Source organism: Pokkaliibacter sp. MBI-7 (assembly GCF_029846635.1).
GTDB lineage: Bacteria > Pseudomonadota > Gammaproteobacteria > Pseudomonadales > Balneatricaceae > Pokkaliibacter.
Genome location: NZ_JARVTG010000002.1, coordinates 1,669,481 through 1,693,433 on the forward strand (window position 1 = coordinate 1,669,481; position 23,953 = coordinate 1,693,433).

The 23,953-nt window shown below is 55.0% G+C and carries 13 protein-coding genes; 9 read left to right on the plus strand and 4 right to left on the minus strand.

What is annotated here, in order from left to right; genetic code table 11:
• Nucleotides 1-51 precede the first annotated feature (51 nt).
• Together QCD60_RS27280 and QCD60_RS27285 are read right to left on the minus strand one after the other, a co-directional pair.
• Nucleotides 52-867, minus strand: coding sequence for a transporter substrate-binding domain-containing protein (locus QCD60_RS27280; protein ID WP_110186223.1), 816 nt, complete (start codon nt 865-867; stop codon nt 52-54).
• A gap of 433 nt (nt 868-1,300) precedes the next feature.
• On the minus strand, nt 1,301-3,304 hold the full coding sequence (locus tag QCD60_RS27285) for an EAL domain-containing protein (RefSeq protein ID WP_279790194.1): 2,004 nt from the start codon (nt 3,302-3,304) through the stop codon (nt 1,301-1,303).
• 1,335 nt (nt 3,305-4,639) lie between these two features.
• Between QCD60_RS27285 and QCD60_RS27290 the strand changes: the two genes are divergently transcribed.
• Nucleotides 4,640-6,118 carry a SulP family inorganic anion transporter gene (locus QCD60_RS27290; protein WP_279790197.1) on the plus strand — a complete coding sequence of 493 codons (1,479 nt, stop codon included), beginning with the start codon at nt 4,640-4,642 and terminating at the stop codon, nt 6,116-6,118.
• 32 nt (nt 6,119-6,150) lie between these two features.
• Nucleotides 6,151-7,008: a universal stress protein gene (locus QCD60_RS27295; protein ID WP_279790199.1), complete on the plus strand. Its 858-nt coding sequence runs from the start codon at nt 6,151-6,153 to the stop codon at nt 7,006-7,008.
• Between the two features lie 44 nt (nt 7,009-7,052).
• Here QCD60_RS27295 and cobA read toward each other — a convergent pair whose 3' ends face one another.
• The gene (cobA, locus tag QCD60_RS27300; RefSeq protein ID WP_279790201.1) at nt 7,053-7,970 is read right to left on the minus strand and encodes a uroporphyrinogen-III C-methyltransferase; all 918 of its coding nucleotides are present in this window, start codon (nt 7,968-7,970) and stop codon (nt 7,053-7,055) included.
• Nucleotides 7,967-10,645, minus strand: coding sequence for a nitrate reductase (locus QCD60_RS27305; RefSeq protein WP_279790203.1), 2,679 nt, complete (start codon nt 10,643-10,645; stop codon nt 7,967-7,969). The genes cobA and QCD60_RS27305 overlap by 4 nt, the downstream gene beginning before the upstream one ends.
• A 490-nt stretch (nt 10,646-11,135) precedes the next feature.
• Here QCD60_RS27305 and QCD60_RS27310 point away from each other — a divergent pair, with 490 nt between their 5' ends.
• From QCD60_RS27310 to QCD60_RS27340, 7 genes are all read left to right on the plus strand, one after another.
• Nucleotides 11,136-12,071, plus strand: coding sequence for a LysR family transcriptional regulator (locus QCD60_RS27310; RefSeq protein WP_279790205.1), 936 nt, complete (start codon nt 11,136-11,138; stop codon nt 12,069-12,071).
• Nucleotides 12,072-12,489: 418 nt separating this feature from the next.
• On the plus strand, nt 12,490-13,560 hold the full coding sequence (locus QCD60_RS27315; RefSeq protein WP_279790207.1) for a substrate-binding domain-containing protein: 1,071 nt from the start codon (nt 12,490-12,492) through the stop codon (nt 13,558-13,560).
• Nucleotides 13,560-16,553 carry a response regulator gene (locus QCD60_RS27320; RefSeq protein ID WP_279790209.1) on the plus strand — a complete coding sequence of 998 codons (2,994 nt, stop codon included), beginning with the start codon at nt 13,560-13,562 and terminating at the stop codon, nt 16,551-16,553. The genes QCD60_RS27315 and QCD60_RS27320 overlap by 1 nt, the downstream gene beginning before the upstream one ends.
• A 187-nt stretch (nt 16,554-16,740) precedes the next feature.
• Nucleotides 16,741-17,847 (plus strand): hypothetical protein, encoded by a 1,107-nt coding sequence (locus QCD60_RS27325; protein ID WP_279790211.1) that lies wholly within the window; start codon nt 16,741-16,743, stop codon nt 17,845-17,847.
• A gap of 483 nt (nt 17,848-18,330) precedes the next feature.
• Entirely contained in the window at nt 18,331-20,325 is a 1,995-nt protein-coding gene (locus tag QCD60_RS27330) for a methyl-accepting chemotaxis protein (RefSeq protein WP_279790213.1), read from the plus strand.
• A gap of 361 nt (nt 20,326-20,686) precedes the next feature.
• Nucleotides 20,687-22,681, plus strand: coding sequence for a methyl-accepting chemotaxis protein (locus tag QCD60_RS27335; protein ID WP_279790215.1), 1,995 nt, complete (start codon nt 20,687-20,689; stop codon nt 22,679-22,681).
• A gap of 391 nt (nt 22,682-23,072) precedes the next feature.
• Nucleotides 23,073-23,549 carry a hypothetical protein gene (locus QCD60_RS27340; protein ID WP_279790217.1) on the plus strand — a complete coding sequence of 159 codons (477 nt, stop codon included), beginning with the start codon at nt 23,073-23,075 and terminating at the stop codon, nt 23,547-23,549.
• Nucleotides 23,550-23,953 lie beyond the last annotated feature (404 nt).

A 23,953-nucleotide genomic window follows, 5' to 3' on the forward strand; every position in this document is an offset into this window, starting at 1 on the left:
GAGTCCTTGGGTATAGAAGAGTGGCATGTAGCCACTCCTCCCAGCTCAAACTTACATAGAGGCCAGATCGGCAGGATAGGCAGCCTTCAGCCACTTCTGTGACATGGACTCCAGCACGCCCTCTTTGTATGCCTTGGCAATCAGTTCATTGACCTTCTCAACCAGACGGGCTTCGTCTTTGTGAACGCCTACATAGCAGGGTGAGTTTTTCAGCATGAACTTGGTTTCAGGCTTGCGGTCAGGATTACGGTCAGCGATGGAGGCCACCACCAGATTTCCGGTTGCGATCAGATCAACCTGACCGGACAGGAATGCAGAGATAGTGGTGTTGTTGTCTTCGAAACGTTTCAGATCGGTAGTAGCAGGAGCCACCTTGGTCAGCTCGATGTCTTCTACTGCACCACGCGTCACGCCGACCGTTTTGCCAGCCAGTTCAGCGGCATCTTTCACTTCGGCTTTGGCGGTACCGAATACCCCCAGGAAGAACGGAGCATAAGGCTTGGTAAAGTCGATGGCTTTTTCACGCTCGGCATTCTTACCCAGGCTGGAGATAACCAGATCCACTTTCTTGGTCTGCAGGTAAGGAATACGGTTAGCGCTGGTTACCGGTACCAGTTCCACTTTCACGCCCAGCTCTTTACCCAGATAGTTGGCCATATCGATGTCATAGCCCTGGGGCTGCATATCGGAGCCCACTGAACCAAAGGGAGGAAAATCCTGCGGTACAGCCACTTTCAGCACACCGGATTTCTGAATGTCATCAAGCTGGTCAGCAAAGGCGGTATGAGCCGCCGACAGTGAAAGAACAACTGCACCTGCCAGAGCCGCGCTCCATTTACGCACCGATTTCAACGTCAAGCCTTGCATGTTTTCTTGCCCTCGTAAGAAACGTTTGATTCAAGCAATGCTAGTTTTGCAACCTGCGTGCCAAAATATAATCCGTTGTTTTTACGAGGGTTTATGCGGGCCCAGCACGGATGAAACACTCGATTCATGTTCAACAAACGCACCAATGCAGCGCAGGACGCACCATTACGATGAATCTGATACGTTTGATCTAGTTGAGAATGGGTATTGATCAGTCAAAAAGTGAAGAGAACAGCATAAAAGAAACGATAGTTTCAGAACCAACACCCTGACATGACGCCCAGATTGAAACGATCAATTCAAGACAAACAGCGGAGTGAGGAAGAAAGCGAGCGAACGAAAAAGCGAGAAAGCGAAGAGAGAACAGTCAGGAAAGAAGAAACGGAAAGGCTGTACAGAATCCAGTGGCAGCCATGCGCGCTGCCACTGGCGCTTACTCATCCTTGAACAGGAACAGCTTTTCGAAACGATGAGCGGGGATGGGTTTAGAGAAGTAGAAGCCTTGCAGGGTGTCAAAACCGTTCTGCCGCAGCCATTCCAGCTGCTCGCGGGTTTCCACACCTTCAGCCACCAGCTCGACTCCCAGCACCTCACCGATAGAACCAATCAGCTGCGTAATAGCCGCTTCATTGGGCACACCCTGTACAAAGCTCTTGTCAGCCTTGATCACATCGATAGGCAGACGGTTCAGATTCGACAGGGAAGAGTAACCGGTGCCGAAATCATCCATAGCGATACGCAAACCGTTTTGACGTACTTCGGTCAGTACCGCCACCACCTTGTCGAAGTTATCGATCAGGGTCGATTCGGTAATCTCCAGCTCCAGCATGTCGGCTGGCACCTGATGCTTGCGCAGGCATGCCAGCACAAACTCGACAAAGTCCTCTTCCAGCAACTGCACCACCGATACGTTGATAGCCATCGGCACTACCCTGCCCTGCGCCACCCAGCCCTGCAGAATGCGGCAGGCTTCTTCAATGACCCATTTACCGAGGCCAATGATCAGCCGGGTCGATTCGGCAATGGGAATAAACACCGCCGGTGAAATCATGGTGCCATCGTCCCTGAACCAGCGGATCAGAGCCTCACAGCCGGTGACTTCCAGTGACTGAGCATGCATCTTGGGCTGCAGGAACAGCTCGAACGCACCCAGATCAATGGAACGGCTCAGGGCAGTTTCCAGCATCAGCCGCTCATGAATGTGCTGAGTCAGCTGACTGGTAAAGAAACTGACCTGATTACCGCCCTGATTCTTCGAGCTGAGCAATGCCAGATCGGCATGACGCATGATGGCATCAGCGTTCTCGCCGTCCTGCGGGTAGATCACCACCCCCATGGAGACAGTATTACGCATGGCCACATCATTGATGACGTAAGGCTCGCGCATGACATCGATAATGCGCTGAGCCTCAACCAGAGCACGTTCGGCAGAGCTGGCCAGCTCACTGATCAGGAGGAACTCGTCGCCGCCCAGGCGAGAAATGAACAGACCTTTGGTGACGAAGGTGCTGGTCAGGCGCTCAGTGAGGCTGATCAGCAGCTGATCTCCGCGCTCATGGCCTTCGGTATCGTTGATGTTCTTGAAGCGGTCGACATCAAGCATATAGACGGCAAACTGGCTGCTTTCTGCACGGGCGGTAATGACCGTCTGCTCCAGTGTCTCCAGTGCCAGGTTACGATTGGGCAGCCCGGTCAGGCGATCACGGGTCGCCATGCGCTCCATGCTCTGATTGGCCAGCGACAGTTTGATGGTGTTGCTGTTAAACACTTTGACCAGCGAGCCGATCTCATCCTCGTCGTGCCCCTCAGGCACATCGAGAAACATCCGGTCTTTCTCGTTGGGATCAAGCTTGAGCAGCTGCTCTCCCAGCGCAATCAGCGGACGGCTGAGGAAGCGGTGAACAACGATGGCGGACATGGCAAACAGCGCCAGAATCAAACCGCAAATACTGACAATCAAAACCAGAGAATCATCCAGCCACTGCCGGAACAGAAAATCGTTACTGCCTTCGATGGTCAGAGTCGCAATGGGTTTGCCACGAAAACTACCGGAATACTCCGGCGCCAGCAGCGAACGGTGCAGCACCATTAGTTTGGGGAAAATCAGCGAAGCCAGCGGAGAACGCATCAGGTTCTCGCCTTTATAGAAGCTGGCGTATTGCTCGCCATTGGCAAGGGTAATGTCTACCGAAGCCACCTGATCAAGGCGCATCAGACCTTGCAATGCCTTACGGGTGGTCACTTCATCGTAGGACCAGATGGCTTCAGACAACGGTTTTTCAGAAGAGATCAGCAGCTCTTCCATCAAATCCATTTGTGTCGCAGCAAGTCGCTCAGTAGCGATGTACAGCTGAATCCCCACCACCACAATGGCGAACAGGACTGAGCTGATACCCAATCTGGCCAACAGACCTGCGCGGATACTTTTATTGAACATCTTAGTCCTTAAGCTTACCGGCGAACCTTTGACATGCTTACATTTCAGTACTGAACACCTCAGTACCCTATCTCGCTGCTTGCTTGCGAACTGAACAGCACTCCGGTCAACCAGGGAGCGACGCTCAGCTTCGGACAGCTGTATATGTACACAATCGCAAAACTATTCGTCGGTGGCACGCATCAGCTGGTGTCTGGGGTCAGCTGATCGTTACCCGGAGCGAAACGACTATGAGTATAGTCGTCAGCCCTGTCATTTCATCCTGCCGTCATTCCCGACTGGCATGGCAGCGCACATGAAGCCAAACGTTACCGTCATAAGTAATAGGCCACCAAAATCAGTAACATATCCGCGAATTGGTTACGAGATATGTCATCCTACGACCTGACCGCAAAGTATCACGCCAAACATTCCGGGCCAAGAGTTCAATGAGAACAATTCACCCTTAACACTCAATTTCTGAGCAGAACTGTATTTAAGGCTCTGCCATGACTAATTTCACCCAGCGCTCAACGGTGCAAGACACTGCAGTTACACAACTCTCTATAGTGCCCACTGTACCGGCCGAACACTAACGGGAAAGACAACGGATAACGCTAAGTTTTCACCCTACGTGACACTTTCATTGCCGGCCTGACGTTTTGCGTTACCCTGGCTATTCCTCTAGGATGAGCGCCTTCAATGCGACCATCTTTCAGTACTCGTGCACTGCAGCGACTATCGTCATAGTCATTCAGCTGCAAGGTTTACGCCTAATGGCAGACCGCTCTGCTAAATGCGGAAGGACCCGGCACCGACAGCGCTGGTCATGTCGGCGCCCCTCAATAGTCTCGCAACTCAATACGCATGGACTGTGGAGTGTAACCTTCGGACTGTACACAGATTACCTTCCCGCAGCCTTGCTGACCGGGTGAGGTAAAGGCACTCGGAACGGACCTCTGATCACGCGGGCAGGCGCCCAATAAGGTAAAAACGCCCAGGACGCTAACCTCTGCCCTCCTGAAAGAGGATGCAAACGCACCTCCCGGCACTGTTTTACCGGTGCACAGCCGATAGTGAACACGTTCTTTTCGCCGAGTCTGATGGTCTAACGACCCTGACGGCGCGTCAGATGACGGCCTGTGAATGCCTGACCTTGTGCTAAATATCCGCCCACTGGCCGATATTTTTCATAAGAATTTCATAGTCTTGTGCTTTGATGCCCCGGGTCTCGATCGCGCCGTTTGTCGGCACTGTTCAGGTTGCAACCAAACCTGATCAGGTCGTCAGAACAAGCGGGTAGCAAGACATCACTCCGGCCAGACATATGCTGGCCAGAAAATTGTGGACCATTACATGGCTTATTCCGTTCGACAGCACTGGTTTTCTAACCTGCGGGGAGACATCCTCGCCGGACTGGTGGTAGCTCTGGCACTGATCCCAGAAGCCATTGCCTTTTCTATCATCGCCGGAGTCGACCCCAAGGTCGGGCTTTATGCCTCGTTCTGTATTGCCGTAGTCACCGCCTTTGCGGGTGGCCGCCCGGCCATGATCTCAGCCGCCACCGGTGCCATGGCACTGTTGATGGTGACACTGGTCAAAGAGCATGGCCTGCAGTATCTGCTGGCAGCCTCTGTGCTGTGCGGCGCGCTGCAGATTGTCTGCGGCTACCTCAAACTCGGCAGCCTGATGCGCTTTGTATCCCGTTCTGTGGTCACCGGCTTCGTCAATGCCCTGGCTATTCTGATCTTCATGGCACAGCTGCCAGAGCTGATTGGGGTCACCTGGCACGTCTATGCCATGACCGCTGCAGGTCTGGCTATCATTTACCTGTTTCCCTATATCACCCGCGCGATCCCCTCACCGCTGGTATGTATCGTCAGCCTCACCGCGGTATCCATGGCGCTGGGTCTGAATATCCATACGGTCGGTGATATGGGCGAGCTGCCCGACAGTCTGCCGCTGTTCCTGCTGCCTGATGTGCCACTCAATCTGCAGACGCTGGCGATCATCTTCCCTTACTCTGCTGCCATGGCGGTGGTTGGCCTGCTGGAATCCCTGATGACAGCAACCATCGTCGATGAATTCACTGACACCAGCAGTGACAAGAACCGCGAATGCAAGGGCCAGGGTCTGGCCAATATCGTGGCCGCCTGTCTGGGTGGGATGGCAGGTTGCGCCATGATTGGCCAGTCCGTCATCAACGTGAAGTCCGGTGGGCGTACCCGTTTATCTACCCTGATTGCAGGCGTCGTGCTGCTGATTCTGGTGGTCTTCCTCGGCCCCTGGGTTTCAAAGATTCCCATGGCGGCACTGGTATCCGTGATGATCATGGTGTCCATCGGCACCTTCAGCTGGGATTCGATTCGCAACCTGCGCAGCTATCCCCTCAGCACCAATGTGGTAATGATTGCAACGGTGGTTGTGGTGGTCTTCACCCATAACCTGGCCATCGGCGTACTGGTGGGTGTACTGCTGAGTGCCCTGTTCTTCGCCAACAAGGTCGGTCAGGTCCTGTTTATCGGCTCTGAAGCCGATGAGTCAGGCACACAACGCACTTACAGAGTGGTAGGTCAGGTGTTCTTTGCTTCCTCCACCCGTTTTAATGCCGCTTTTGATTTCCGTGAAGTCGTGCAAAAAGTGGTCATCGATGTCAGCCGTGCCCACTTCTGGGACATCACTGCAGTCAATGCACTGGACAAAGTTGTTATCAAGTTTCGCCGCGAAGGTACCCAGGTTGAGGTCATTGGCCTGAATGAAGCCAGTGCCACGCTGATGGATCGTTTCGCGGTGCATGACAAACCTGAAGCCGTCGAAAAGCTGATGGACCATTAAGCGCCATATAAGGATTAAAAGAGGACTCCCCCATGACTGAACAGGTTTACGCCTGCATTGATGGTTCAGTATCCACGCGCACCGTCTGCGACTACGCAGCCTGGGCCAGCCAGCGCCTGTCGACGTCATTGATCCTGCTGCACGTGCTGGACCGGGAAAGCTATCCCGTCGCCGCGGACTACAGCGGCAATATCGGCCTCGGTAGCCAGGAGCAATTACTGAAGCAACTGGCCGCTCTGGATGAAGAACGCGCCAAGCTGGCTATCCAGCACGGCCTGCACATGCTGGAAGCAGCCAAAGAACGGGTGAAAAGCGACGGCGTCGCTAACGCCGGCTGTATGCAGCGTCACGGTGATCTGGTTGACTGTATCGCCGAACAGCAAGGTGACATGCGTGTGCTGGTGATGGGCAAGCAGGGAGCAGGCGAGACCCATCCGGGCAGACAGGTCGGCACTCATCTGGAAAGCGTCATTCGCACCCTGCACCGCCCCATTCTGGTCAGCACAGGGACATTCAAAGCACCTGAGCGCGTGCTGTTTGCCTTTGATGGCAGCCCAACCAGCCGCAAGGGCGTTGAGCGTCTGGTCAGCAGCCCGCTGCTGACAGGACTGCAGATCGACATTCTGCTGGTCGGCGCGGAGACCGTTGAACATAAAGAACAGATAAAGTGGGCAGCAAACGCACTGATCACAGCAGGATTCAGCGTGCCCAATACCGTTATTCGTGCCGGCGAAGTGGATGAAGTCATCCAGCAGTACTGCCAGCAGGAAAAGATTGACCTTCTGGTAATGGGCGCCTACGGCCACAGCCGCATCCGGCAATTTCTGGTGGGCAGTACCACCACCAGCATGATCACCAAGTCGACCATTCCGCTACTGATACTGCGCTAAAGTGCAAAGAGATCGCTTGTGCGATCCCTTTTCTTTGAACGCTATCACACTGCAGCGACCGTCGTGTCAGACCGGCATGCCATCAGCTTCTGCCGCAACGCAACGACTTCTCCCACGATGAGCAATGCAGGTGACTGACAACCGTGCTGCTGTATGGTGGACTCCAGCTGCTCCAGCGTGGTTTCCCATACTTTCTGATCCGGCTGACTGCCCCGCTCGACGATAGCCACCGGCAAATCCGACGCCGCGCCTTCTGACATCAGCTTCGCAGCAATGGCCCCCGCCTGAGCCAGCCCCATATAAAACACCAGTGTCTGACTCGGCTGATACCACTGGCTGAGGTCAAGCCCTTCTTTCCCCTCCTGCAGGTGTCCGGTGATAAAGCGGCAAGACTGGGCTATGCCGCGATAGGTCAGGGGAATGCTGGTGCTGGCGGCACAGCCTGCAGCGGCAGTAATACCCGGTAGCACCTTGCAGGGCACGCCCGCTTCCAGCAGGTGCATGAGTTCTTCGCCACCCCGCCCAAACACGAAGGGGTCGCCGCCTTTCAAACGCAATACACGCAGTCCGCGTTCCGCCAGCTCAATCAGTTTGCTCTCGATCTGGGCCTGCGGCACGCTGTGATGACCAGCACTTTTACCCACGTAATAGCGTTCGGTGGTGACCGGCACTTCGGCAAGAATCGCATCACTGACCAAACGGTCATAGACAATCACGTCGGCCACTTTCAGCGCGGCATAAACGCCCATCGACAGCATCGACAGGTCTCCCGGCCCTGCGCCCACCAGCCAGACATGGCCGGGCAGAAAATCCCGGGTTAAACGAGAGGCGAACTGCCCGCCGTTAACCACGTCATGGCCAGTAACATCACGACTGGAAGAGAGAAACGCCTGCAGCTGCTGCCATCCCTGCATCAGGCTGGTGGTGACACGAGAAGTCAGGGTACGTGGGATAGACATCATGCAGCCTCCTCGGCCTGTGCCTGAGCGGCACGAACCATACGTTTCAGTTCTGGAATACAGGAACCACAGTTGGTTCCACATTTGAGCTTGCTCTCCAGCGCTTCCACACTGTTGCAGCCAGCATTCAGGGCTGTCTGGATAGCACCGGCCCCCACCTGAAAGCAGCTGCACACCAGCGGCCCCTGATGCGACCCCTGCTCCAGCGCCCGCCCCAACAGCAGAGTGCGGCGCACAGTAGCATCAGGTTGCTGATTTAACTGTTCAGCCAGGAAAGACGTATCGATCTGCGGCAACTGCTGGTTACTGACGAAAAGCAGCGCGGTCAGCAGACCATCACGGAACCACGCCAGCCGCCATTCAGCCCCCGCTGCGCCGTTCAGCGTCATAGTCGCCTGCCCGTAACGCTCACACAGCGCATCGGCCAGTGTGGTCAGGGGTTCACGCGAGGCCACTCGCCACATCCAGCCGTTACTCAACGGCATGCGGGTCCAATACGGCAGACCTGCCATATCCACCTCTTCCGTAGCCAGCAACACGCCCTGCCACTGCTGGTCAAAACGCTGCAGACGCACTTGCGTCAGCTTGAATTCAGGTTGACCGGAAAAAGGATCCAGTCGCGCGGCCACCAGGGTATCGACCCGGGCCTGCGCACTGAATACGCCATTCCAGTGCATGGGAATAAACACCTGCCCTGGTTGCTGACCACCGTCTTCATGAATGCGCACGATCACACTGCCATCACGACTGGCGACTTCTGCCAGATCCCCTTCCTGCAACTTCAGACGCCTGAGATCCTGTGGATGGACTGCCACAAAAGGTTCGGCACGGTGCTGCAGTAAACGCGGTACGTAGCCGGTGCGGGTCATGGTGTGCCATTGATCACGAATGCGGCCGGTATTCAGCAGCAGTGGATAGTGATCTGGCACACCTTTGCGTTGCTCTCCACCCTCCACACAGAGCAGCCGGGCGCGCCCGTTGACCGTGCAGAACTGGCCATTGCCAAACAACCGCTGCATGCCGCGAGGATGGTGCTGATTCAACGGCCATTGCACTGGTTGAAGCTGGTCATATTCGGTACGACTGATGTTTTCCAGCAGAGAAATATCAAAAGCCCGCTGGCCATCGTTTTCAAAGCCGGACAATGCCGCATGCTCGCGAAAAATATCCACCGGATGGTGATAGTCAAAAGCGTCTGCAAACCCCATCCGGCGCGCGACTTCCGTGATGATCCACCAGTCATTGCGAGCCGCACCGGGGCCAGGAATCAGACCCCGCTGACGGGAAATGCAGCGCTCTGAATTGGTCACCGTGCCATCTTTCTCGGCCCAGCTGGTGGCAGGCAAACGAATATGTGCCAGACGCAAGGTGTCGTTATCCTGAACGGCATCAGACACGATCACCAGCGGACATTTCGCCAGCGCCGCCTTGACCCGGTCCGCCTGTGGCAGGCTGACCACCGGATTGGTGGCCATAATCCAGATCGCCTTAATCTGCCCCTGCTCCACCGCCTCGAACAACTCGACTGCCTTGAGACCGGGCTGTCTGGCCATCTGCGTCGCCTGCCAGAAACGACCGACGCGGTCCACATCATCGCTGGCAAAGTCCATATGCGCCGCCAGCTGATTGGCCAGTCCACCGACTTCGCGTCCTCCCATGGCATTGGGTTGCCCCGTGACCGAGAATGGCGCCGCACCGGGTTTACCGATACGTCCTGTCAGCAAGTGGCTGTTGATGATGGCGTTCACCTTGTCAGTGCCCTGACTGGACTGATTCACACCCTGAGAAAACAGCGTCAGCGTGCGGGGGTGCTGCTCTACCCAGGCAAAGAACTGCTGCAGCACATCCAGTGCCAGCCCCGTTCTGACTGCCACGCTGGCTAACTCGTACTGCGGGTGCTGCAAATACCCCTGAAGTTCAGTAAAGCCATCCACCGACTGGGCGACGAACGCTGCATCGATACATCCACGCTCCAGCAGATGGCGGCATAAACCGTTGTATAGCCAGACATCACTGCCCGGAGCGATGGCGAGGTGCAGATCGGCCAGCTCAGCCGTGTCAGTGTGGCGTGGATCAATCACCACCACCTTGGTGCCTTTGGCCTCTTTGGCAGCCGAAAGCCGCTGAAACAAAATGGGATGGGCCCAGGCAAGGTTAGAGCCGACAATAACCACCAGATCAGCCAGCTCAATATCTTCATAACAGGCGGGCACGGCATCGGCGCCAAAAGCACGTTTATGCCCCACCACCGCAGATGCCATGCACAACCGGGAGTTGGTATCGACATTGGCCGAGCCGATGAAGCCTTTCATCAGCTTGTTAGCCACATAGTAGTCTTCGGTAAGCAGCTGCCCTGACAGATAGAAGGCAACCGAATCAGGTCCGTACTGTGCAATGGTCTGCTGCAGACCACTTGCTACAGCATCCAGTGCCTGCTCCCAAAGCACAGCCTGAGCACCGATCTGAGGCTGTAACATGCGATGAGAAGTTGTCAGTGTTTCCGCTAGTGACGAGCCTTTGACACACAGTCGACCATGATTGGCCGGATGCCTTACATCACCCCTGACGGCATGTAGGTGCGACCCCAGCAGACTGACCTCAACACCACAGCCAACGCCACAATAGGGACAGGTTGTTGTAGCCGTCTGTACAGCGTGCTCTGTCAGTTGACTGCTCATCTGGCCTCCCCTTTCTACTGCTCACAAAAATTGCAGGCAAAAAAAAGGCGCCTCCCCACCGAAGTGGATGAGACGCCATTGTCAACATGCCCTAATCTGGGAGAGCTTCCAAACTTGGAAGCTTGCCCTGCACAATAACCAATGCAGACACTGTGCCAACTTTTACTAACACTGACACCAGTGCCACAGTTTTATTAAAAAATGATGTCAACTTGCACCGCAATGCACAAAACATCAGCCTTACAGCACCGCGCTGCCTGCTCGTTCTCTGCAGGAAGTCACATCTAGCGCTATCGGCAGGCGGCTTTTAACTCTCAGGACAGCAGCCAGCCACGCAAACTCGCACCAGAAATCTGCCAGATCACATCATCTCGCGTCATTGTGGTGCGCAAGTGCTCTGGGATGCCCTGCATACTGATGAAAGCATCCAGGTTTCATTGCTTCAAAACGCGGTTTCGGTAACACTGTGGCCTCTTGACAGGAGCGATACATGGATCTGAACGAACTACTGATTTTCATCAAGGTCGTCGAGCTCCAGAGCTTTACCACCGCTGGCAAAAGCCTGGGTCTGCAGAAATCGACGATCAGCCGCAAAATCGCACAACTGGAAGAACGACTGGGTGTGCGCCTCCTGAACCGAACTACCCGTAAACTGAGCCTGACTGACGTGGGGCAAGCCCACTACCAGCGTTGCCGCGAAATTCTTCGTGAGCTGGAAGAAGCAGAACTGGCCGTTACCCGTAGCCAGTCCGAGCCATCAGGTATCCTGCGCGTGGCCATGCCGACCGAACTGGGCCAGCTGATTATGGGTCGCTTCATGGGGGAGTTTATCCAGCGCTATCCTAAAATTCAGATCCAGGCCGAACTCAGCTCCCGCTTGGTGGATATCGTTGGTGAAGGTTTTGACCTGGCCATCCGGGTCAATCGTATGGAAGACTCATCACTGGTATGCCGTCGCCTGCTCAACAGCCCGTTGCGTCTCTACGCCAGCGCGGGCTATCTGGAATCTCACGGTACGCCGGCCCACCCAACCGATCTGCACTCGCATAAGCTCATGGTGATTGAAAAGGATTCCCAGCTACAACAGACCTGGGCGTTCAAACATGAAGATGAAGAAGTGCACATCACTGCCCGTGCCTTACTGAGTGCCAACAGCATGACCTGCTGCCGCGAAGCGATGCTGACCGGCCTGGGTATTGCCCGTCTGCCCATGGCCTATATGAAGGAACAGGTACAAAGCGGTGCTGCCGTCCCCCTGCTGACCGAGTGGGAAATTGAACCCGCCACCATCTGGGCGGTTTACTCATCGCGCCGCCTGATGCCTACCAAGCTGCGCATTTTCCTCGATGAGCTGGTCACCTTCCTGGAAAACAACAAGACAGAACACTTTGCTGCCAGCGCCCTGATGGGTATTGGTAACAATTAATATGATCCAGCTCCCGGAAGCCTGTCGGACTCGAGCAGATGAGACCACTGGCTGCCGGTAGCCCTTCTGTGAAGAGCCTCACCTTGCGCTTTGCCACTCAACCTCATTTAGCTGAATATAGCTGAGTGTCCTGTTCCTCAATCCTGACTGGCAACCCAGTCTCTGTTGATCCTAAGCAATGGCGCGAATGCCGAGAGCAGGCTATAACTCTGCTTGTATCGCGGCTTTTCGTATAAAACAGCTGCCACAGGGCATACATGCGCACCTGAGATTGATTGTTGAATAATGCGAGCACGCACCAGGGAAAGGACAGGGTCAGCGTACCCAAGCCAACATACCCCCCCCTCAATGACTGCCTGCTGGAACTTAAACCATGTTTACATTCAAGTTGCGATGGCTGTTTACCTGCACTCTCCTTATGTTCCTTCCGCTCTCGATAGCACAGGCGGATGATGCCGAATTCATGACCGCCGATGAGCTGTTCCAGCACAATCCCGAGCAACAAGCGCTCAGCCAGACCCTGGTAGACAGAGTTAAAAATGCAGCCACCAGCAACCACGCTGCGTGGCAGGATCACACCCCACTGAAACTGGCGATCATCTACCCTGGGGCACAGGTATCAGACTACTGGCGGCGCAATATTCAGGCATTCCAGGCCCGACTGGACGAGTTGGGTATCCGTTACGATCTGACCGTCTCCTCTACCTCGCCCGGTAAGGATGAAAGCAAAGCAGCTGAGGACTTCAGTTCAGTGCTGGCGCAAAAGCCGGACTACATCATCACCACCCTCGACAGCCCGGCACAGAAACGTATGATCGAATACGTGCTGGCGACAGGGCTATCCAAGATCATCCTGCAAAACATCACCACGCCAGTACGTACCTGGGAAAGCCGCCCGCCATTGCTTTATGTAGGGTTTGATCATGTCACAGGCACCCGCCTGCTGGCGGACTACTTCAAACAGAAGTTCAATGGCAACGCCAGCTATGGTCTGTTGTACTGGACACCCGGTGTGGTCAGCAAAGATCGGGGAGACAGCTTTATCAGCATGATGGAAGCCACCGGCCGGATGAAACTGTTGCAGTCGTACTATACCGATGCCAATCGGGAGTCCGCACGCAAGGCCACAGAATCACTGTTGCAGTCTTCCGACGCCATCAGCTTCATCTATGCCTGTACAACCGACCTGGCGCTGGGTGCGGCAGACGCCGTGACTGCCAGCAATCGCAAGGCAGGCATCCTGATCAATGGTTGGGGAGGCGGCGCTTCTGAGCTGGAAGCCATTCAGAAGGGACAGCTTGATGTCACCGTCATGCGCATGAATGACGATACCGGTGTGGCCATGGCCGAAGCCATCGCCATGGATCTCGCTAACCAGCCAGTGCCCCGGATTTACTCGGGAGAGTTCCGGCTGGTGACACGTGACACCCCAGCAGATGAGTTGAAGGCTTATGAGAATTACGCTTTCAGGTATTCCGGCGCACCCTGATGAAGCATAAAAGCGTTTCGCTGTTTACTGCAGTCCTGTTCTGGGTGCTGACCGCATTCACCCTGACTATCTCGGTTTTGCTGTACACCACTTACTCCAATGCGGTCGATGCCCTGAAAATCGAGCAGGAGAATACGCTTTCGCATACCCGTTCCAGTGCCCAGCTCTACTTCGATCATTTGCTGAGCCTTCAGGCTCAGCATGTCGGATCGGCCATCACCAATCCTGATTTACTTACCCAGCTGGCGCAGTCCGATCCGTCGAAGCAAAAGCTAGAGCTTGAAGCGCAACTTAATATGATGGGCGACAGCCGACCTGACTTTGCCCTGCTGACAGAGGGATCCCGCCAGATCTGGGAAGATACCGGCAGTATCTTTTATCACCTTGGCAGTCATCTGGGCGAGCTGCGTCAACAGGCCAAACTGAATGCCTGGCAACTGGTGAAACTACCTGCGCCCTTCGGTAATTTGCCTCTGGTGATTCTGGTCAGCAAACAGCAACTGATTGAACATCAGTCTGGCCGGGTACTGGGTGAGCTGATACACGGTCTGGTTCTGAGTAACAACGTGACACTGAGCAAGCAGATTCAGGCAGCCTCTCAGGCCGAAGCCTTGCGTCTTGATTATCTGGGTATCGCTTTATCGGCTTCCAGCGGCGATCAGGGTTTTCTGGATCAACTGGCCGAGCAGCCCAACTCAGTGCTGTTCTCGGCTAATCATCGCTTTACCGGTCAGTGCAGCCCACTGCAACTCAACCTGATGCCATCCAATGTCGATCTCTGTGTGGTCACGCGCTCCGATACCGTGTCATCGCTAAGTCAGCGCTTTACTGACAGCGCTCTCAAGCTATTGGCACTGGTACTTGCGGTATCCACCCTGCTGACTGTCATGGTGTACCGCAGTAGCATCCGCCCTCTGCGCAAACTGGTGCAGTACGCACAGGATCAGGTTCAGCATGCTGATCTGGTGCCGCTGCCGACGAGTATGGTGCGTGAATACAATCAGGTGGCCAGTAGCCTGCAGGAAGTGGTCAATGAACTCAGGCAGAAGGAGTCATCGCTACGCGATCTGTTTGAGTCGGCATTCTCCCCCATTCTGGTCTGGCACCCGGACGGCACGCTTCTGCAATATAACGAAGCAGCTGCCCAGCTGCTGCACACCACGACGTCTTCGCGCTATCCGCTGATCTACGACTTTTTCCCCCGACAGGTACATGAAGCCTTGCGGCAAACCTGCAGCGGTACGGCAGCAGAAGGTCTGGAGGTCATACACGATAACGGCCGCCTGTGGCTGTGGAACCTGACGCCGGTCATGATTGATGGCCAGTCAACGGCGGCGATCGCACAGGGGCTGGATATCACCCTGCGTAAAGAAGCAGAAAACGAGATGCGACGCGCCAAGGAAGCGGCAGAGCAGGCTAACCGAGCCAAATCTGATTTTCTCGCTGTGATCAGTCACGAGATTCGTACCCCCATGAATGGCGTGATCGGTAACGTCCAGCTGCTGCAGGACACCGCGCTGGACGCTGAGCAGCAGGACTATGTCACCACGATTCATCACTGTGCGGACAGTCTGTTGAGTCTGCTCAACGATGTGCTGGACTTCTCCAAGATCGAGTCCAACGCTCTGGAACTGGAGAATCATCAGTTTGAGCTACCGGCCCATCTGGAAGAAACCGTCAGTCTGTTTGCTGTCGCTGCCAGCGATAAGGGGCTGGAGCTGATTTGCAACCTCGATGAGAATCTGCCCGCGCAGATTATCGGTGACTCCACCCGCCTGCGGCAGATTCTGATCAACCTCATCGGCAATGCCGTGAAGTTCACCGATCACGGTGAGGTGCTGTTGAAGGCCAATGCCAGCCATATCGACGACCAGCACGTTGCACTCGATATCAGCATTCAGGACACCGGCATTGGTATCAGCAAGGAAGCGATGCAACGTCTGTTTGAGCCGTTTTCTCAGGCAGATGCATCGACCACCCGCCGTTTCGGTGGAACAGGGCTGGGGCTGAGCATCTGCAAAAGGCTAGTGGAGCGGATGAGTGGCTATATTCGCGTCGACAGCACGCCGGGCAAAGGCTCAACCTTTGGCTTTCGCATCATCATGGACCGTGCTCCCGATACCGCCACAGCCATCCAGCCCGACATGAGCCAGATCAGCGGACAACAGGTGCTGATTGTTGATGACAACCATACCAATCTCAATCTGCTGCAGCGCTTCTGTCGCTCCTGGGGGCTGACCACCACAGTGGCCAGCAGTCCCAGACAGGCACTTGACCACCTGGCCGCTCATTCTCAGTTCGATCTGATCCTGCTCGACTATCTGATGCCAGACATGGATGGCGTCCTGCTGGCACAGGAGATCCGCAGGCGTGGTATTTCAGCGCCCATGATACTGCTCAGCTCGGCGGTCAGGCCGATTACGGAAGAAACCCGCCATCTGTTCGCTACCTGTCACAATAAGCCGGTGCGGCGCAATCTGTTACAAACAAGCATTTATCATAGCCTGACAGCCAACACCGGCCCCGCCTCTCAGGCAAATGCGCCGTCAGCACACGACAGCGTCGGACATGGGGTCGAGAGTCATGTCGCTCGCCTTGACGTACTGGTGGCAGAAGACAATCTGGTAAACCAGAAACTGGTCAAGAATGTGCTGGAAAAGCTCGGTTGTCAGGTGACAGTGGTGGGTAATGGACAGGCAGCGCTGGAACAGTGCACCCAGCATCGCTTCGACATGATTTTCATGGATATGCAGATGCCGATCATGGATGGTCTGCTCGCCACGGAGCACATCAGACAGCTACGCACCTTCAGCCGGACGGTCATTATTGCGCTGACTGCCAATGCCGCGCAGGAAGACCGGCAACGCTGCCTGGATGCCGGAATGAACGACTTCATATCCAAACCATTCCGCCTCGAAGATATCCGCATTATTCTGCAACGCTGGCAACACCAGCTTCCAGAACGTCATCTGCAAGACAGCAACACGCTCTGAGAACATGTTTCATCATGGCGCGTTCGGGTGAGCTACCGACACCATCAGATACACGCCAGCAAGGCGCATAGCAACTGTTTCGGATCAAAAACGGTGCTGACAATGCTTTGTATCACCCATTACAAAGCACTAGAATGGCCGACCTTTGTTACAGACAACGAAACTGAATTCAGCTAAGGACAGTGTTTTGCTCAGCTTCCAGCAACAAGCCCAATTGCTTGCTCAGCTCCAAACCCCGGTGTGGATCTACGATACGCTCAACTATCGTATTGCCTGGGCGAATGAAGCGGGCTTGCAACTGTGGGACAGCCCCCATTTGCAGGAACTGAGCAGCCGGGATTTCCGTCTGGATATGTCGCGCGCGGTGTACCTGACGCTGTGTCAGTATCTGGAAGAGTTCAGGCAGGGCGAACGTCTGCTGAAATGGTGGACGCTCACCCCGCATGGTCAGCCCAAACGAGTGCTCTGCCAGTTTTCCGGCATCGTCATGGAAGACGGCCATATGGCCATGCTTTGTGAGGCCCCCTATCAGGAGCAGGCCAGCCCCGCGCCTGCCAGAAGCACCAGTCAGTCCACCATGGTTGCGCTATTCGGGCCACAGCAACAACTGATCAGCTCCAACCCGATTTTTAATCAGACCTTTCGTTATCAGATCAGCCAGCTGCGGGACCTTCTGGAAGAGGACGCAGAGTGCCGCTTTGTACTCAATCAGCTACAAAACCATCCGGTACAGATCAACGAGAGAGTGCTTTCAACGAGCATAGGCAAACGCTGGCACCGGCTCGAGTTTCGCTATCTCGATAACCATCGCAGCCAGCTCCTGCTGCAGGCCGAAGATATCCATGAACAAAAGGTACAGGAAGCTCTGGCCCACCGGGACAGCCTCACCGGCCTGCTCAGCCAGCCAGATTTCTTTGCCATTTCCACCCGACAGATCGCCAGCCATGCCCAGCTGACCCTGTGGCGCTGCCAGAACTGGTCTGCCTGGCAGCAATCTGTTGGTCTGTCTCGCAGCTTGCGAACCATCAAATTGCTGGCAGATTCACTGCAGCAGTACCTGCCTGCCCTTAGCCCCTGTACCTATTTGGGCAAGGGTGACTTTCTGGCTGTCATCACCCCCTCCACCTATACCGACCGGCGCTACGATACCCAGCTACTGGCTCAGGCCTGGATTCCCGCTCACGACAATTTAGGCAGCCCCTTGCGTTGCCCGGATTACCAGTGCCAGCAAATCCCACTGGCTGAGCATCAGTTCGATCTGGCCCGTGCTTTCGATTTACTGCACCAGAACTGATCGACCACGCAGGGACGCATCATTCTGCGCGGTAAATACGACGCTGGCAGGACGACGGCATGCTTTACCCTTTTTCTGACTACCGGCCATTTATCAAGTGCTTACAGCTTTACTCTGAGGTTCTGTCTGCTACATTCTCACTTGCTGGTGACATATCAAAAGCAAGTTCGTCAGGCTGAATGGGACATGCCTTAGACCGACAGAACCAGCACGATGCCGTTGGCCACACGACGGCATGAGCAGATGCAGGCAAGGCATCACCGATCTCCGAATCAGACCGACTGCCATGATGAAGTCTGGCTGGGGATATCAACACCGGTGGAACCACCCGATTATGCTCAAAAATGCATCAGAGACAGACAGGCCAGATAACAATAACCACGGCTTAGTAACCGACTGACAAAGCACCCGCTCTGTACCTTGGCACATACCGTGATGCTCTCCTGGACTGTTACCGATAATACTTATAACCAGAGGTATCCCATGTCGCTCAACGTCATCCAACGTATTGCTGGAGGCTTTGGCCTACTGTTGCTCCTGCTGCTGGGTATCGGTTCAACCGGCTTTATCAGCACTCAGACCATCAATCAGAAACTCCACCTCATCACGGATGAAACCACGCCACTGAGCAATGGTGCCTATCGCCAGAATATTCAGCTGCTGCTGGCCAACAAGGCGTTGCAGTATTTCCTCGCCAGTGAGGACCCGCAGCGTCTGGAGCAGGAAAAGACCAACTTTACCAACGCCATAGCCAGTTACGAGAGCACCAGCACCGAGCTGCACGACTATCTGGTCGATGCCCCGGACATGGAAGCCCTGTTGTCGCAATCTCATGATGCTGTCAGCCAGTATGTGACGATTGCCCAGCAGTTGATGGCACTGCATGAGCAGAACATTGAGCAGTCCAGCAAAGTACGCGCCCAGCATCAGCAGATGAAGCGTCAGGACGAGAGTCTGAATAACTTCCTGCGCAACTACGCCATTCGCACCGAGCGCACTTACGGTGCCAGCGGGCCACAGATTCAATCCAATAACCTGCTGCGTGAAGTCAACAAGATCTCGACCCAGTTTGACCGCTACGATGTCACCCGTGACATCAAGGGCCTGACAGACGGTATTCAGGGGCTGGTAGAAGCCATCCAGAAACGTGAGCAGGAGTTCCAGAGTGTCGACAATGCTCAGGCGCTCAAGGTGCAGATCCTGATCAAGCAGGCTATCTATAACCTGTCTGACGCCAATGGCCTGTATCAGCTGTATGTCACGCAGGACAGCCTCAAACATCAGATTCAGGACGCTATCAGTCAGGCTGAGCAGACCATCCAGACTACGCTGGATACGCTGGATCAGTTTGCCAGCCAGGCGGTGAATGCCTCCGCCACGGCGACCACAGCGGCTGATCGTACCATCGATACCAGCAGCACCATCCTGATCAGTGTCTGCATTATTGCTATCGCTTCTGCACTGGTGATCGGCTGGTGGGTGGCCATGAGCATCCGTCGGCCTCTCAATGCCTTCCGCCAGACCCTGACCCGCATTACGCAGGGGGATTTGCGGGTGCGCTTCGATGCCGGGCGCAAGGATGAATTTGGTGAACTGGGCCAAAGTCTCAATGAACTTACCGGCACCCTGCAGCAAACCCTGGGAGAACTGCTCAGCTCCGCTGACAGGCTGGCCGATACCGCAGAAGGCAATGCCCGCATCAGCGAACAGACCACGTCAGCCGTCCATGATCAGCAGATGCAGCTGACGTCTGCCGCATCGTCAATGACTGAGATGGAGAGTACCGTCCACGACGTGGCCAATCGTGCCCAGGAAACCATGGATGCGGTCGATGACAGCAGCCGTCTGGCCAGTCAGGCACGCGACAGCGTCAACAACACCATCAGCAGCATTCGTTCTCAGGCTGCACAGATCAATCACGCCAGTACCGTTACCGATGAGCTGAAAACCTACAGCGCCAATATCGACAGCATCCTCAGTGCCATTCGCAACATTGCCGAACAGACCAACCTGCTGGCACTGAATGCGGCCATTGAGGCTGCTCGCGCCGGTGAACAGGGACGGGGCTTTGCGGTCGTTGCCGATGAAGTACGTACTCTGGCCAGCCGCACCCAGCAGTCCACGGGGGAAATCCAGAATATGATCGAGCAGATGCAAAATCGCATCAGTGAAGTGGTCAGGGTCATGGGGACCAGTCAGAGCCAGTCAGAATCCTGCGTCAGTGTTGCCGCCTCTGCAGGTCAGGCACTTGAACAGATGAATGCATCCATCGAACGTATTCGTGATATGAACATTCTCATCGCCAGTGCGACCGAGCAACAAAGTGCCACAGCGCAGGAGATCAGTCAGAACGTCAGCCAGATCAGCAATGCCGCAGAGCAGACGGCCGATGGCGCGCGTTCCACTGCTGATAGCAGTCACAACCTGCTGGATATGGCACGGCATCAACGCCAGCTGCTGCAACGTTTCAGCGTCTGACGGCATAGCCACCACTCCGCAAGAGCTGCCGTGGGGCAAAAGACGACCTTCACGGCAGCGCCCGGCGAAATATTTCTCTGCTTACCTGTGACCTGACAGGCCACAGGCCCTCCGATATCGTTGTAGCCAGCCAGATGTCCTGCCAAACCACTCTTTTCAAGACATGGCATGACTCCTGCTTGGCTTAATCGAAAAAGTCGGCGCTATAGCGACGATCTGTGGCAGACAAAGGGCAGTTTTGCAGCAGATTGATCATTCCTTGAGCGTTAGTATGAATACATCGACTTTGCGAAGGAACTAACCTTCCACAACTATCAACCCAACTACTCACCACGGCCCGTGCAGCTTCAAAGGGGTAACGATGAGCCTGAATGTCAGTCAACGTATTATTCTGGGCTTCGCCCTGCTTCTATTGCTTCTTGCAGGTATAGGCCTGACCGGCTTCAACAGCTCCGGAGCCATCAACAGCAAACTGCGCTCTGTTACTGAAGAAACCACACCGCTGTTAAAGAGCAGCTATGAGCAGAATCTACACATTCTGTCCGCACAGAACGCTTTGCAGTACTTCCTGCGCAGCTCACTGCCTGAACGTATGGATGCCCAGCGTCAGGCTTTCCAGCAGGAAATAGACGCCTTCAACAGTGAACAACAGGCATTGCAGGAGCATCTGCCCAGTGACTCAGGCATACGCGATCAGCTGCAACAAGCCAGCAGCAAGGCCGAGGAATACGCCAAACTCGCTACTACGCTGCAGGACCAGCATCAGCAACAGCTGCTGGTGGAAGAAAAGCTGCGCACCGAAAAACAGCAGGTTGACCGAAAAGAATCCAGCTTGAGCAACATTCTGCGCAACTACGCCCTGCAAAGTGAGCGGCAGTTTGGCGTCAGCGGCCCACAGATTCAGTCCAACGCACTCCTGCAGGAGCTGACGCGCACCTCCACTTTCTTTGCCCGTTATGAAACCAGTCTGGACATTGCCGAGCTGGCCAAAAGCCTGGAAGGGCAGGACAAGAACATCAATGACCGCTTTACTGACTTTGAGCAGGCCGATGCCAAACAGGCCGCCAAGATCAAGGTGCTGGTCAATCAGATCGTGAACAGCATCACCTCCGATACCGGCCTGTTTGCCCTTTATCGCCAGCAGGATCAGCTCAGCAAAGATATTCGTAGCGCTCTGGAAACTGCCGATACCCAGCTGACCGAAACCCTGTCGACCCTGCGTGAGCTGATCAATCAGGCCGATCAGGCTTCCCTGCAGGCGACCCAGGCTGCGGATGCCACTATCACGGCCAGCCGCGGCATCATCAGCGCAGTCAGCGCTATTGCGCTGGTGGTCGCCATTCTGGTCGGCTGGTGGGTCGTCAGCAGCATCCGCCGCCCTCTCGCCGAGTTCAGCACTATTCTGGGCAAAGTTACCGAGGGTGACCTGCGGCCGCGCTTCGATACTAATCGCAAGGATGAGTTCGGCAAGCTGGGCGAACGCCTCAATGGCCTGACGTCCACCCTGCAGCAACTGATTATGGAGATGACATCGGAAGCGTCACGCCTGGCTGAGATGGCCGAACAGAACGCGCAAATCAGCGACCAAAGCATGTCAGCCGTCAATCAGCAGAAACTGCAGCTGACTTCTACTGCCACCGCAATGACCGAGATGGAAAGTACGGTCAACAGTGTGGCAGAGCAAGCCCAGTACACACTGGTGTCCGTGGATAATGCCGGGCAGCTGACTGACAAGGTCAAGGACAGTGTCAGCCAGACCCTGACCAGCATTGATGTTCAGGTACAGCAGATGATTCAGGCCAGCAAGGTTACACAGGAACTGAATAAGTACAGCCAGAGCATCGGCAGTATTCTCGATGCCATTGGCAATATTGCCGGGCAGACCAACCTGCTGGCGCTCAATGCAGCCATCGAAGCAGCACGAGCTGGCGAGCAGGGTCGTGGCTTTGCGGTGGTAGCCGATGAGGTCCGCACACTGGCCAGCCGTACGCAGGCCTCCACCGGTGAAATTCAGCAGATGATCGAACAGATGCGTGGCAGCATTACCGATGTGGTCAAGGTGATGGAAAGCAGCCAGCGTCAGACAGATGAATGCGCATCGGCCGCCAACGCCGCGAGGCAGACTCTGGAAGAGATGTATCAGGCCATCGCGACCATCCGTGATCTCAACTTGCAGATTGCCAGTGCGACCGAGCAGCAGAGCAGTACCACTCAGGACATCAGCCATAACGTTCTCAGTATCAGTGAAGCGGCTGAACGCACCGCCACTGGAGCTGGCCGGACGGCACAAAGCAGCCAGCAGATGCTGGAACTGGCCCGTAATCAGCGTCAGTTACTGCAGCGTTTCACTGCCTGATACAGTCCGATAGCCTATCAGGACAAAGCCAGACAATCTGTGTTGTCTGGCTTTGTTGTTTCTGCAGACCATCAACTGACGCAAGCAAGACCCGCACTGACCCTTTCGCGCCACGCTACACGAACAGCCTGTGACTATCGGCTTTCTTGTCCTACCGCAACTGAATCCATACAGCCCCAGCCTTTACTGGCATCACACTCTTGCATCGTTAACGTGAACGCCTTATAAAATCTGCCAGACCCGCTGCACCATGCTGCCTGTTACAGACGGCCAGCGGTGCCGTCCTGAAGACTGCGACCTTAATAAAAATCCAGGCATTGAAACTTCAGGATCCGAATTAAAAAGCCGGGTGGAGCGGCCACCCGCTTTCGCGTCAATCACCGAGGTAACCATGTTCGAAAAACAAGATTTTCTCCCCCTGTGCGATCAGATTGATGAGCAGCTGGGTAACCGTTGGGTGATTACTGATCGGCGCAAAGAAGCTGTCATTTTTGAAAGCCCGGACGATGCCCACTTTGAATTACAGTTGCTGCCCGACTATGAACACCAGAACCGCTGGAAAATTCAGTTCATGCCCATTCTGGCGGGCCATTTACCTGACAACCCCCGCCTGAAGCAGGCGATCAAGCGCATGGCCCATGATCTGTCTCCCGAGCGCACTCCCGAAGCCCTGGCCCGCAGCATTGATGCACTGCTGATTGACTGCCGCAAAATGATCCAGGCTTTCGCACCAGAGAACAAAAGTCACTTTGTGATGGATGTGGTACATCACAAAGACGGCCTGATGAGCATGTATATCGAGAACATTCCTGAGCCCATTGGTAAGGAGATCAACAACCTGCTGACTGACTGGCAGAACTCGAACTGATGCCCTCCCCTGCCTCCTGCGACCGCAGCGAGGCAGACTCTTCCCTCTCCCCGATGCGGTGCTGCTGTGCTTACCTTCTCAGCGCGTACTTGTGCTGGCTGAAAACGCCACTTTTCTTTCCATAAACGTCTATTTCCCGCGAAAGCGATGGCTATAGCTCAATCCAGCTTATTTTCATTATTGGTTAATTGAATATTAAACTTAAATCAGGTGATTGATATTTCTGCTATTTTTTACCATCAGGCTTAATTCAATCCGATGATTAAAAGAAGTAACCGCAATTACCAGATTGCTGTTTACCAGGCAAATAGTTGCAAATAAAACCGGATTTCATATCAAAATATTCGCAGTTCCTGATTAGACTTTGGACGTAGAGCACAGTTCACGCTGCGACCCTTCCGCTG

Excerpts from the sequence above, each read along its gene's own strand:
- QCD60_RS27320 (WP_279790209.1), top strand. The coding sequence starts at position 13,560 with ATGAAGCATAAAAGCGTTTCGCTGTTTACTGCAGTCCTGTTCTGGGTG.
- QCD60_RS27290 (WP_279790197.1), top strand. The coding sequence starts at position 4,640 with ATGGCTTATTCCGTTCGACAGCACTGGTTTTCTAACCTGCGGGGAGAC.
- QCD60_RS27295 (WP_279790199.1), top strand. The coding sequence starts at position 6,151 with ATGACTGAACAGGTTTACGCCTGCATTGATGGTTCAGTATCCACGCGC.
- QCD60_RS27315 (WP_279790207.1), top strand. The coding sequence starts at position 12,490 with ATGTTCCTTCCGCTCTCGATAGCACAGGCGGATGATGCCGAATTCATG.
- QCD60_RS27335 (WP_279790215.1), top strand. The coding sequence starts at position 20,687 with ATGAGCCTGAATGTCAGTCAACGTATTATTCTGGGCTTCGCCCTGCTT.
- QCD60_RS27340 (WP_279790217.1), top strand. The coding sequence starts at position 23,073 with ATGTTCGAAAAACAAGATTTTCTCCCCCTGTGCGATCAGATTGATGAG.
- QCD60_RS27305 (WP_279790203.1), bottom strand. The coding sequence starts at position 10,645 with ATGAGCAGTCAACTGACAGAGCACGCTGTACAGACGGCTACAACAACC.
- QCD60_RS27285 (WP_279790194.1), bottom strand. The coding sequence starts at position 3,304 with ATGTTCAATAAAAGTATCCGCGCAGGTCTGTTGGCCAGATTGGGTATC.
- cobA (WP_279790201.1), bottom strand. The coding sequence starts at position 7,970 with ATGATGTCTATCCCACGTACCCTGACTTCTCGTGTCACCACCAGCCTG.
- QCD60_RS27330 (WP_279790213.1), top strand. The coding sequence starts at position 18,331 with ATGTCGCTCAACGTCATCCAACGTATTGCTGGAGGCTTTGGCCTACTG.
- QCD60_RS27310 (WP_279790205.1), top strand. The coding sequence starts at position 11,136 with ATGGATCTGAACGAACTACTGATTTTCATCAAGGTCGTCGAGCTCCAG.
- QCD60_RS27280 (WP_110186223.1), bottom strand. The coding sequence starts at position 867 with ATGCAAGGCTTGACGTTGAAATCGGTGCGTAAATGGAGCGCGGCTCTG.